Consider the following 12,653-nt stretch of genomic DNA (forward strand, 5'->3'; position numbering starts at 1 on the left):
GAGTGTTAAAAACTCGAACGGGGGGGGATTCTGGTGCAACGTTTGCAAGGCGGCTTATTTTTTGATTCAGTCGAAAAGCACTTTGGGGGCACCTACGCTCTTAAGTCGGTATCGCTCGCTGTTGAGCGCGGCGAGATTGTTGCTTTGCTGGGCGAAAACGGTGCCGGAAAATCGACCCTCATCAAAGTCCTCGGAGGCATTCACGCACCTGATGCCGGCCAGATTTTAATCGATGGCCAGCCCTATGCACATCGCCCCAGCGGCTTTGGAGAACGTCAAAAAGTAGCGTTTATCCACCAAGATCTGGGCTTGATTGAATGGATGACCGTCGCCGAGAACATTGCTCTGGCTTTGGGATATTCGCGCAAAAACGGGTTAATCAAATGGAGCAAGGTCAACGAATTCGCACGGCAGGCTTTGGCCAAGGTCGACTGCACGTTTGATCCGACAACCCGTGTTCAAGATTTATCACGCACGGAAAAATCGCTCGTCGCGATTGCCCGCGCATTGGCTGTCGATTGTGACTTTCTTGTTTTGGATGAACCAACGGCGTCATTGCCCGCGGACGAAGTGGATCGATTGTTCAAGGCCCTGCGCCCATTGCGCGAACAGGGCGTTGGGATGATCTACGTTTCACATCGGTTGGACGAGATTTTTGACATTGCGGACCGCGTTGCAGTTTTACGCGACGGCCAGGTTGTTGGTGTGCGCGCCATCGACCACACCTCGCCCGAGGAATTGGTCAACATGATTGTTGGTCGTGCGACACGCGAAGTGCACAAGCCGACCGAAGCGCGCGGCGAAAAAACATTGAGTGTTCAGGATCTTTATGTGGGCGAAGCTGGGCCGGTCGACTTTGACTTGCACCGCAATGAAATTGTTGGGCTGGTTGGATTGCGCGGTGCAGGTCATGAGGATGTGTCCCGTGCCCTTTTTGGTGTTGAGCCATTTCGCGGCACCATCGTTCTGGACGGTACGATACCTGATCTAAGTTCACCGCAGTCAGCTTTGGATGCCGGTATCGGCCTCGTTGCCCGTGACCGTACCGGCGAAGCAATTGCTATGAACCTCACAATTCGCGAAAACACGTTTCTTAATCCGGCAGCCGTTGGCCGCAAGGCCTTTTCCTTTATGTGGGGAAGCGACGAAACAAAAGCCGCTGTTCAAATCGGCAAGGACATCGCCCTGAGCCCGAATGATCCAACCCTCGCAATCGAGGCCTTGTCTGGTGGAAACCAACAAAAGGTGGTGATGGGTCGTTGGCTTGCGACAGACCGTAAATTGTTGATTTGCGAGGATCCAACAGCGGGCGTAGACGTTGGTGCTAAGGCAGAGATTTACACCTTGTTGAACAAGGCTTTGGAAGCTGGCGTTGCAATAATAATCGTCTCTACAGATTTCGAAGAAGTAGCCGCTATCTGCCATCGCGCGATTGTGTTTAGCCAAGGCCAGATCGTTGGCGAGCTCAAAGGCACCCGACTAACATCAGAAAACCTGATCCAAGCCGCCTCGGCAGGCAATCATGGATTGGCGAAGGAAAACCCCCATGCAATCTCTTAAGTCTAATGCCCTTGAACCGACGCGGGCAGAGCTCAGTAAGCTAACCTTGGCCGGCCGCATGATGCGCCTGTTGCCGGTCTACGGCTTGGTGATCATCACTGGGGTGCTGATCCTTTTATTCTCAATCTTGTTGCCCAACACATTCCCAACGATTTTGAACCTGCGCGCGATCATTTCTGACAAAGCCATCATCGCGTTGCTGTCGTTGGGTGCGATGATCCCGATGGCCGCGGGGCGGATTGATCTGACAGTCGGCTATGGCATCGTTTTATGGCACATCCTCGCCATCTCCTTGCAGACAATTTACGGAATTCCGTGGCCAATTGCGGTTGGCATTGTCTTGACGTTGGGTTTGTTCACCGGTTTCTTGAACGGCCTTCTGGTTGAAGTGGCCCAGATCGACAGCTTTATCGCGACGCTGGGTACCGGCACTGTGCTTTATGCCTTGGCGCTTTGGCACACGGGGGGGCGCCAGATGGTTGGCCTGCTTCCGGACGGCTTTTATGCAATCAACGGAACGTTTGTATTTGGGCTGCCCATCACTGGGTTTTACGTGGCGGCCATCACCATCATCATGTGGATCGTATTGGAATACACCCCGATGGGTCGCTATCTTTATGGAATTGGCGCGAACCAAAAGGCCGCCCAATTGAGCGGCATCCCAACACGCAAATACGTCATCGGCGCGTTCATGAGCTCGGGCTTTTTGACGGCTCTTGCCGGGGTCATCTTGGCATCCAAATTGCGTATCGGACAAGCCAGCGTGGGCCTAGAGTTTCTGCTGCCTGCATTGGTTGGTGCCTTCTTGGGATCGACCACCATCAAGCCCGGTCGGGTCAACGTTTTTGGAACGATCATCGGTGTTGCGGTGCTTGCGGTGGGTATCTCAGGCATCCAGCAATTCGGCGGATCGTTCTGGGTTGAGCCAATGTTTAATGGCGTAACCTTGCTGATCGCCATCGGGATCGCAGGCTACGCGCAACGCAACAAGGGCGCGAAATCATCATAATTCACGACATGCATATAGGGAGGAATATTATGCAACGACGAACAACAATGAAGGTGCTTCTTGCTACGACGTTACTTGTCAGCACGGGTGCATCAGCGTTCGCCGAAACAGCTTTTGACGGACCCTCATCAGGTCCAGTCGCTGCCGAAGGCAAATCAATTGTTATCTTGGCGGGTGACCTGAAAAACGGCGGCATTCTTGGTGTGACGACAGGCATCGAAGAAGCAGCGGCAGTGATCGGATGGGACGTTCGTGTCTTGGACGGCGCGGGTTCAATCCAAGGCCGCACTGGCGCAATTGGTCAAGCCATGGCGTTGCAGCCAGATGGCATCATCATCAATGGCTTTGATGCAGTGGAACAGCAGGCTGCGCTGGAAGGCGTTTCTACCGCCGGCATCCCAATGGTTTCTTGGCACTCTGGCCCCAAAATCGGGTGTGACGCGCCGGGCGGCATTTTCGCCAACGTGTCCACAAACGCAATGACCGTTTCTGAAGTGGCCGCAAAATGGGCCATAGAAGACGGTGGCGACAATGTCGGTGCGGTAATCTTCACAGACTCCACCTACCAGATTGCGATCGACAAAGCGGACCGGATCAAAGAAACCATCGAAGCGATGGGCGGCACAGTTCTTGAATATGTCGACACACCGATTGCAGATACATCCAGCCGGATGGGACCACTAACAACCAGCCTTTTGCAAAAATATGGCAGCAGCTGGACACACGCGTTAGCGATCAATGACCTGTATTTTGACTTTATGGGCCCTGCCCTCGCCGCTGCTGGCATCAAAGGTGACGGCGCGCCACTTGCCGGATCGGCCGGCGATGGCTCAGAAGCTGCGTTCCAGCGGATCCGTACAGGCCAGTACCAAGCAATCACAGTGGCCGAGCCCTTGAATCTTCAGGGTTGGCAGCTTGTGGATGAGTTGAACCGAGCGATTTCTGGGGAAGCATGTTCGGGTTACATCACCTCACCGGCCTTGGTGACTCAAGAAGGACTAGCCAAACTCGGCGACAGCAATTCGTTTGATCCAGATTCGCCATATCGCGCTGCGTACGGTGCGATCTGGGGCAAATAAGGAACCTCCCCTGAACTGGTGGCGTCGAAAGGCTTTCTTCGCCACCATTTTTTAAAAATTTCAAAGCGTTCTGTTTTCCGGACTTTCCGGACATGGCGGAGCTTTGCAAACTCAAGAAAGGTGCCGTTATGTCGTCTGAGCCATTGGTCAAGATGCGCAACATTTCAAAACGATTTGGTGGGGTTACCGCGCTATCCGATGTCGACCTTGATGCATACGCTGGCGAAGTTCTCGCAATTGTTGGGGATAACGGTGCGGGCAAATCCACACTGATCAAAATTCTGACAGGCGTGTATCAACCTTCCGAAGGCCAGATCATGGTTGGCGGTGAAACACTGGAGATGACCAACCACTCCGATGCCATCGCAAAAGGTATCGATGCGGTTTATCAAACGCTTGCTTTGGCTGATCATCTTGATCCAGCCGCCAACATGTTTTTGGGCAATGAACTGACCAAGAGCTTTTTTGGCATTCCAGTCCTCGACAACAAAAAGATGCGATCCGAGACCGAGCGTGTGTTGTTTGAACGCCTTGGCCTGACACTTCGTTCCATGGATGCCGCGACCGAAAGCCTGTCTGGCGGTCAACGCCAAGCTGTGGCTATTGCCCGCGCGGTCTATACCGAAGGGCTTCGGGTGCTGGTCATGGACGAGCCGACTGCGGCCCTCGGCCCACAAGAAACAGCACGTACTTTGAAATTGATCGAGGCGCTCAAGGCGCAGGGGCTGGCCGTTATCTTGATCAGCCACTCGCTGGATGACGTCTTTCAGGTTTCTGATCGCGTCCATGTTCAACGGCGCGGCCAATGTGCCGGTGTCGTCAAGACGTCTGAAAGCAGCCAGCAAGAAGTGCTCGGTCTGATCGTTGGCGCTGAAGAAGCAGCCTGAGGGAAATACAATGACAACTACAACAACAAACCTTCCGCCGCGCAGCTTTGGCGAACGGATCGAGCCCTATCTGGCAATCATTGGCCCCATGGTCATGATCCTTGCCATCCTTTTGTTCATGGGCGCGGTCGAACCCGCCCGCTATTTCCGCATCAGCAACATGAAGCTAATCTTGATCGACGCGGCGCTTTATATGCCAATGGCAATGGCGATGACTTTTGTCATCACGCAGCGTGGCATCGATTTGTCGATCGGCTCCATCGCGGCCCTCAGTGCTATCGTGATGGCCTTTTTGATCAAGCAATATGGCTTTCCTGCCTGGGTCGCTATTCCGATTGCGATCATGTTGGGAGCCACCATGGGTCTAATCAACGGCTTGGTTATCACAAAGCTAAAGGTGCCTGACTTGATTGGTACTTTGGCAATGGACCTTGTTTATCGTGGTTTTGCTTTGGTTCTTGCCAAGGGGCTGGTTCTCGCAAGGTTCCCGGACCTTTTGACGGACATCGGCCGTGGCCAAATCCCTGGATTTCTACCTATTCCTGTCGTCATCGGGATCGCGACAATGATCGGGGGATATTGGCTGCTGAAAAAGACCTACTTTGGCCGCTACACGGTTGCCATCGGGTCCAACCCTGAAGCCGCTGAAATGACGGGGATTTCCGTTAACAGACACAAGATCTATGCGTATGTTTTGATGGGCGCGACTGCAGCACTTGCTGGCCTTATGTTGACCGGCAAATTGAACGCCGTGCAGGCGACATCAGCGCCCTACTTCAACCTTCACGTTATCGCGGCCGTGGTTGTGGGTGGCACATCACTATTTGGCGGACGGGCGTCCATCATTGGATCATTTGCTGGCGTGCTTTTGCTGTCAATGATGATCAACGCGCTGGTCACTTTGCGTATCGAGTTCTTTTGGCAATCCGTCGCCTCTGGCGTCGTCATCGTGAGTTCGGTCGCGCTGTACACTTGGATGCAAAAGAAAGACCGCGATGGTGCCAAAGGGTTGCTATCGGGCCTGAGCACACCTGAAGGCAAAAAGATGCTTCGATTTGTTCTAGGCATCCTTGGCCTTTTGGCCCTGTTGCTGGTCTTGGGATCGCTGCTTGCAGTTGACCCAACACCCAGCGGTTAAGAGATAAAAAGTGGTGCGCCGGGAGGTAGGATCCTCGGCGCACCGTGTGACACCACCATTTCATCAATAGGGAGGAACCACGATGAAAGCCTTTACGACAACTTTACTTACAACAACAGTGCTCTGCGCTGGTATGGCGATGGCAGATGGACATTTGCCACTTAAAGAGATGGCCGGGATTGCGGACCGCGATCACTGGCTGCCGGGCGAAGTTAACGCCGATGGTAAACTTGAAGCGTTGCAAGCTGCGGTTGGCGCAGAAGCCATACCGTTCACCGGCTCGATAGATAATCCTGTTCAGATTGCTCTGATCTACCCTTCTGCAGATACTTCAGACTTTTGGGCGCGCAACTATCTTGCGATGACCAAACGGCTTGAGCAGTTGGGTATCGCGTATGAAACAACCGAGTTTGCGAGCCGTCAGGTCGAGCATTCTTTGCAAGCGACATACGCCAACCAAGTCGAGCAAGACGCAGATCTGTACGACTATGTGATCTTCGGACCATCCGAGCTCGCCATTCAAGGCGATAACATTGAAAAACTGTCCGGAAACGACGGCTTTAGCACCTATGTTTGGGCTTTCCACACGCCGCTCAAGTATTTGGCAACGCAACCAGCAGCTTGGTTTGACTTCTCCTCTGCCGCAGGCGCTTTGACCATGTGTGACTACATGCTTGGCCGTTTGGGCAATGATGTCACTATGGCCATGAACCGCGGTATTCCAGGCATCACCGACAACCAACGTTCAGGTGATTTCAAGGAATGCGTTATGGAAAAAGGTAACTGGAGCGTCGCCTACGAACACTACGGCGAATACCAGACCGAAGGTGGATACGAAGGCACAAGCCTGATCCTCCAAGCCTATCCAGAAGCCAAAGTCATCCATAATGCCAACACCGCGATGGCAATGGGCAGCGTTGAGGCACAGGTAGCGGCCGAGAAAACCAAAGATATCTTCTCGACCGGTTGGGGTGGCACAGGCCTTGAGTTGGATGCGATCCGTCGTGGCGATCTAGACGCGACACCTATGCGCATGGGCGATGATGTTGGCGCGGCAACAGCCGAAGCCATCAAAGCAGATCTGGAAAACCGAGGCGATGAACTGCCTTTGGTCTTCTTGGGCCGCATCACTGTCGCACATGATCAAATGTCAGCTGACGAGTTGAACGCGTTGGAAACAGAAGCCTTCCGCTTCTCCGGCGTTGGCGCATTGAAGCGATAAAACCACTGCAAGGCCCGGCGTTGCTGGGCCTTGCACATTCACAACAATGGCTTGGTGATAGCGGGTTTGAAGCAATCCGACGAAACCAAGATTGATTTTTTTTGGAGGTTCTCTTGGCACAATCGATGATGCTTATCGAAAAATGCAGTCACTGTGTAAGCTGGTATGATATTGAAACGGGTGCCCGACAGGGCCGTGTTGAATTGCCAGACTACCCTCATGAATTCGTTGTCGATGATGCATTTGAGTATGCGTATGTCGGCCATTACGGCGTTCAGAATTCTGGCATCGACGGCACTGACGGCCGCTCTGTGATCGTGATTGACATCCGCAAGCAACAGATCGTGCATACATATGATCTTGGCGAGCATGCCAGACCTCATGGAATTGACCTCGATGCGAAAGGCCGTCTGTATGTTCTATCGGAATGGACCGCGCATCTGCTGATCAAAGAAAACCCCCGGGCCTTTGATCAAGGTTGGGACCACATCACGCCGACGGGCGGCACCAAATCTCACCTCTTTGCACTGACCGCGGACGGGGAAACGGCATATTCCATGAACCTGACGTCCGGCGACGTGACTATGTTCAAACCATACGATCCAAGCGTTGCACCTGTTTCAATCAAGACAGGAGAAAAACCCGAGGGCCGGGCAATGCGCGCCGACGAGAAGTTGCTTTATACGACAAACCGGATCTCAAACACTGTGACGATGATCGATACCGAGACTTTGAAGGTGATCCGCTCGTTTCCAACGCCAAATGATCCTTGCCGCATTTACCACGATACAAAACGCAATCGCTTGGTGACGATGAACCATCTTGGCGGATCGTTCAGCGTGTTTGACGAAGAAACCGGCGAGGAATTGCACCGTCAGGATACACCTGCAAATCCGCTCGCGCTGTGCTTGGATGCAGAGCAAGATTTTGCTTACATCGCGATTGATTGCGAGCAAGTTCAGCGCTTTAGCCTTGATACTTTTGAGGTCGTGCAGACCTTTGAAACCGGCAAAGAACCCGATGTCATGGTGATTTTACCAGACGGATTTTCTAACCATTGGAAGGGCTTGTCATGAGCAAACCACGTATCGCAATTGTACCAGGGGACCCTTCGGGGATCGGCCCTGAACTGATCGCAAAGCTGTTGAATGATACGGGTGTTACGGAGGCCGCCAACATCGTTTTGGTCGGCGACAGCCACTTGTGGGAACAAGGCGCGCAGCAGGCTGATTTGCCGGTTCCGTTGACCCCAATTACTGAGGCCGAGCTAGCCGCCCAAGAAGGTGTGCATCACCTTGATCTAGAAACGATTTCTGCTGACGAAATTCAGATTTCGACAGTGACAGAAGCCGGTGGGCGTTCGTCGTTGCGGTGCCTTGACAAGGCCATGGACCTTGCGCAAGCGGGCTTGGTTGATGGGATCTTGTTCGCGCCGTTTAACAAGGCTTCGATGACCAGCGCAGGTTTGAATGCCGAGGACGAGCACAGGTATATGGCCCGCTACCTTGGTTATGAAGGCTATCACAGCGAGCTCAATGTCCTTGATGACATGATGACAACGCGCGTCACCAGCCATATCGGCTTGAAAGAGGTCGCCGAAAACATCACCCAAGAAGCCATTCTGAAAGCAATAAACCTCGCGAATGAGACTTTGCTTCGGGCGGGAAAATCACGGCCATCAATTGCTGTCGCAGCCCTTAACCCACATGCTGGTGACAACGGTAAATTTGGTCGCGAAGAGATCGACATTCTGGAACCCGCGATTGCCAAAGCGCAGGCTAAGCAGATGAATGTTACAGGACCTTGGCCGTCTGACACCGTATTTTTGAAAGCAAAACGTGGCGAAGTGGATGCGGTTGTCACGATGTACCACGATCAGGGCCAAATCGCGATTAAGCTGTTGGGGTTTGAGCGGGGTGTGACCGTTGCGGGCGGTTTGCCCATTCCTGCGGCAACCCCTGCCCACGGCACCGCCTTTGATATCGCAGGCCAGAACAAAGCCAACGTCAGCGCAACACGACAGGCCTTTAATCTGTTGGTGCGCATGGCCAAGACGCACCACGCCGAACGATCCCAGGAGACACAGCTATGACCAAAATCAAATCAATCCGCACGCGCGTCTGGAACTGGAAAGGTCCGACCGTGCCGCCATCGGGCAACTTTTGCACTAATGCTTCTGATGCGTTGTGGGATAAAGGTGACGCAATGTCATCCTTCCGGTTTCACCAGTGGTTAACCTGCGAGATCGAAACAGATGACGGCACCATCGGCATTGGCAATGCGGCCCTCGCGCCTACCGTTGTTAAGAAGGCCATTGATGATTGGTACGCGCCGATGGTCATCGGGGAAGACCCGTTCGATTACGCCTATATCTGGGACAAGATGTACCGGCGTTCCCATGCTTGGGGCCGCAAAGGCATTGGTATGACAGCGATGTCTGCGATTGATCTGGCGATTTGGGACTTGATGGGCAAACTCACGAATAAGCCGGTATTCAAACTCTTAGGCGGGCGCACCAAAGAGAAGATCCCAGTTTATTATTCAAAGCTATATTCGGGTTCGATTGAATCCATGCAAGCTGAGGCCGAAGAGGCGCAAAAGCACGGCTACCAAGGGTTCAAAACCCGCTTTGGCTTTGGGCCCAAGGACGGCATGAAAGGCATGCGCGAAAACATCAAACGGGTCGAAGCCCTGCGCGAAGTGCTGGGTTATGACGTGGATTTGATGCTTGAATGCTACATGGGTTGGAACCTTGATTACGCCAAACGCATGCTTCCCAAGCTGGCCAAGTTCGAGCCGCGCTGGCTGGAAGAACCTGTTATTGCAGACGATGTTAACGGCTACGCCGAACTGAACGCGATGGGGATCATTCCGATCTCGGGCGGAGAACATGAATTCTCCGTCATGGGGTGCCAGCAGTTACTCGAGAAAAAAGCCGTCAGTGTTTTGCAATATGATACGAACCGTGTCGGCGGAATTACGGCAGCCCAAAAGATCAATGCGATCGCTGAGGCCTACCAAATCCCCGTCATCCCGCATGCAGGCCAAATGCACAATTATCACCTGACAATGGCCAATGTGAACTGTCCAATCGCCGAGTATTTCCCCGTCTTTGACGTCGAGGTAGGCAATGAGTTGTTCTATTATATCTTCGAAGGTGATCCCGAAGCCGTGGACGGTTTCCTGCAGTTGGATGACAATATTCCGGGGCTGGGCATCACCATCTCCGACAAGCACCTACACAACTTTGATATCGAGGAATAAAGCAGATGAGCGCTGTTTACAGAGGCATTTGGCCTGTCGCACCGACACCTTTCAATCCCGACGGGTCGCTTGATCTAGAGGGCATGAAACGGGTGCTTGATTGCATCATCGATCAAGGCGCGGATGGCATCTGCATCCTCGCCAATTTCTCAGAGCAGTTTTTGATTTCGGACGCAGAACGCGAAACGCTTGCCCGGCTCTCGGTTGAGCATATCGCGGGGCGTGTGCCGGTGATTGTTACGATCAGTCACTATGCCACCCAAATCGCGGTGGAGCGTGCGCAGTTTGCAAAAGACCTTGGCGCTGACATTGTGATGTTAATGCCGCCCTATCATGGCGCATTGTTAAAAGGGACTGCACAGCAAACTTTTGAGCAGTTCCAAGCCGTTGGCGAGGTTGGCATCCCTATCATGATCCAAGACGCCCCTTTGTCTGGCGTTGATTTGCCTGTGCCGCTCTTGGTCAAAATGGCCCACGAGATCGACATGGTGAAGCTCTTCAAGATCGAGTGCCCAATGGCCGCAAATAAATTGCGCGCACTGATCGCCACAGGAGGCGCGGCGATTGAAGGGCCATTTGATGGTGAAGAAGCCATAACATTGCTGGCTGATTTGGATGCCGGTGCCACGGGTTCTATGACCTCGGGCATGATTGTGGATCAGATCAAGCCGGTGATCGAGTTGCACAACGCAGGCGATATGGAAGGTGCAACAGCGGCTTACGGTCGTGTTGCAATGGCTATCAACCACGAGAACCGGCAGTGCGGTTGGCGTTCAACAAAGGCTGCGATGGTCGAAGGTGGCGTGATCAAATCCGAGTTCTGCCGCCATCCGATTGAACCGCTGCATCCTGAAATTCGCGCGCGTTTGCTAAGCTTGATCAAACCGCTTGATCCAATTGTTTTGAAATGGGGAAAATAACCAATGCTCACAGGTAAAAATCTAATCGATGGCGCATGGCAGGGATCAGACAAAACGCGGGTCAGCGCCGATCTAGACGGTATGGCTTTCGCACAGGCGACAACCGCACAGGTTGATGCGGCCTGTAATGCTGCGCGCCGTGATTTTCGTGCTTACGCCAGTGTCTCACGCGGTGATCGCGCAGCGTTCTTACGCACGATTGCTGAGCAGATCGATCTGCTGGGCGAAGAAATCACCAAGACAGGTTGCGCCGAATCTGGCCTGCCAGAGGCCCGGCTGAATGGTGAAAGAGGTCGGACAATGGGTCAGCTGCGCATGTTCGCGGACCTGATCGAAAAGGACGAACATCTTGATGTCCGGATCGATGAAGCACTGCCAGATCGCGCCCCTCTGCCGCGTTCTGACCTCCGTTTGACGCACCGGCCAATTGGTCCAGTTGTGGTGTTTGGTGCCTCTAACTTCCCATTGGCATTTTCTACGGCAGGAGGCGACACAGCCAGCGCTTTAGCCGCAGGTTGCCCTGTTATTGTAAAAGGCCACGAAGCACATGCAGGCACCGCCGAACTGGTGGGACAAGCCATTGCTAAAGCGATCGAAATCTGTGGCATGCCTGCGGGCACCTTCCAAATCCTCCAAGGGCCAGGTCGCGTCATCGGTGCGGCGCTGGTTCAACACCCTGAAATTCGTGCGGTTGGTTTCACGGGATCATATGGTGGCGGCAGAGCGCTGTTTGATTTGTGCCACGCCCGCCCCTTGCCGATCCCTTTTTATGGTGAGCTTGGGAGCGTAAACCCAGTGTTCCTGCTTCCGCATGCGATTGAAGCGCGCGGCGCTGCCCTTGGTGCTGGCTGGGCTGGATCGCTCACGATGGGTGCAGGTCAATTCTGTACCAATCCCGGTATCATCGTCGGGGTGCGTGGTGCCCATTTTGACAAATTTGCAGATGCGACTTTGGCGGCCCTGAAGGACGCTCCAGAGCAAAAGATGCTTACGGATGGGATACATGATGCTTACCAAAAAGGGGTTTTGGGTTTGGCGGACCTGATGGAGGAAATCTCATCTTGTGGGCGCTCGGACACCCCCCGCCATGCCCTGCCCGCTGTGTTCAAAATTGATGCCGCAACATGGATGGCGACGCCCGCTTTGCAACACGAAGTCTTTGGGGCGGCTGGGATATTGGTCGAATGTAACGACGTCGATCAGATGAAGGCAGTCGCCGAAGCCTTGGAAGGTCAGCTAACGGCCACGCTACAAATGGACGACGCCGATATGGATGTGGCCCGCGAACTGGCCGTCGTTCTGGAAGAAAAAGCAGGCCGATTGTTGTGCAACGGTTTCCCGACCGGTGTCGAAGTTTGTTCAGCGATGATGCACGGTGGGCCCTTCCCCGCCAGCACCGACGTCCGGGCAACGTCTGTTGGGACCTTGGCGATCGTTCGCTGGTTGCGTCCTGTTTCATATCAGGATTTTCCTGCGGCCCTGTTGCACCCCGAATTGCAAACATCCTGACTGGTCGCGGAACATACCACAAAACTGGCGCAGCGCAGGTGGAACCCTGCTTGCGCCGCACACAC

General features: G+C 53.7%; 11 protein-coding genes. All 11 read left to right on the plus strand.

Annotated features, from left to right (window positions below):
- Positions 1-33 precede the first annotated feature (33 nt).
- Positions 34-1,560: a sugar ABC transporter ATP-binding protein gene (locus C1J03_RS13100; RefSeq protein WP_114887004.1), complete on the plus strand. Its 1,527-nt coding sequence runs from the start codon at positions 34-36 to the stop codon at positions 1,558-1,560.
- Complete coding sequence (locus C1J03_RS13105; RefSeq protein WP_114887005.1) at positions 1,547-2,569, plus strand: ABC transporter permease; 1,023 nt, start codon at positions 1,547-1,549, stop codon at positions 2,567-2,569. The genes C1J03_RS13100 and C1J03_RS13105 overlap by 14 nt, the downstream gene beginning before the upstream one ends.
- A gap of 29 nt (positions 2,570-2,598) precedes the next feature.
- On the plus strand, positions 2,599-3,648 hold the full coding sequence (locus C1J03_RS13110; protein ID WP_114887006.1) for a substrate-binding domain-containing protein: 1,050 nt from the start codon (positions 2,599-2,601) through the stop codon (positions 3,646-3,648).
- 92 nt (positions 3,649-3,740) lie between these two features.
- Positions 3,741-4,535 (plus strand): ATP-binding cassette domain-containing protein, encoded by a 795-nt coding sequence (locus C1J03_RS13115; protein ID WP_254694038.1) that lies wholly within the window; start codon positions 3,741-3,743, stop codon positions 4,533-4,535.
- A 10-nt stretch (positions 4,536-4,545) separates the two neighbouring features.
- A complete protein-coding gene (locus C1J03_RS13120; RefSeq protein WP_114887007.1) occupies positions 4,546-5,673 on the plus strand; it encodes an ABC transporter permease in 1,128 nt (375 codons plus the stop codon).
- Between the two features lie 82 nt (positions 5,674-5,755).
- Complete coding sequence (locus C1J03_RS13125; protein ID WP_114887008.1) at positions 5,756-6,895, plus strand: substrate-binding domain-containing protein; 1,140 nt, start codon at positions 5,756-5,758, stop codon at positions 6,893-6,895.
- A gap of 113 nt (positions 6,896-7,008) precedes the next feature.
- Complete coding sequence (locus C1J03_RS13130; protein ID WP_114887009.1) at positions 7,009-7,971, plus strand: YncE family protein; 963 nt, start codon at positions 7,009-7,011, stop codon at positions 7,969-7,971.
- Positions 7,968-8,987, plus strand: coding sequence for a 4-hydroxythreonine-4-phosphate dehydrogenase PdxA (locus C1J03_RS13135; RefSeq protein ID WP_114887010.1), 1,020 nt, complete (start codon positions 7,968-7,970; stop codon positions 8,985-8,987). Before C1J03_RS13130 ends, C1J03_RS13135 begins: the two co-directional genes overlap by 4 nt.
- Complete coding sequence (locus tag C1J03_RS13140) at positions 8,984-10,159, plus strand: L-rhamnonate dehydratase (RefSeq protein ID WP_114887011.1); 1,176 nt, start codon at positions 8,984-8,986, stop codon at positions 10,157-10,159. Before C1J03_RS13135 ends, C1J03_RS13140 begins: the two co-directional genes overlap by 4 nt.
- A gap of 5 nt (positions 10,160-10,164) precedes the next feature.
- The gene (locus tag C1J03_RS13145) at positions 10,165-11,079 is read left to right on the plus strand and encodes a dihydrodipicolinate synthase family protein (RefSeq protein WP_114887012.1); all 915 of its coding nucleotides are present in this window, start codon (positions 10,165-10,167) and stop codon (positions 11,077-11,079) included.
- Between the two features lie 3 nt (positions 11,080-11,082).
- The gene (locus tag C1J03_RS13150) at positions 11,083-12,588 is read left to right on the plus strand and encodes an aldehyde dehydrogenase (NADP(+)) (protein WP_114887013.1); all 1,506 of its coding nucleotides are present in this window, start codon (positions 11,083-11,085) and stop codon (positions 12,586-12,588) included.
- The last annotated feature ends 65 nt before the right edge of the window (positions 12,589-12,653 follow it).

Origin of the sequence: Sulfitobacter sp. SK012, assembly GCF_003352085.1 — a bacterium.
Lineage (GTDB): Bacteria > Pseudomonadota > Alphaproteobacteria > Rhodobacterales > Rhodobacteraceae > Sulfitobacter.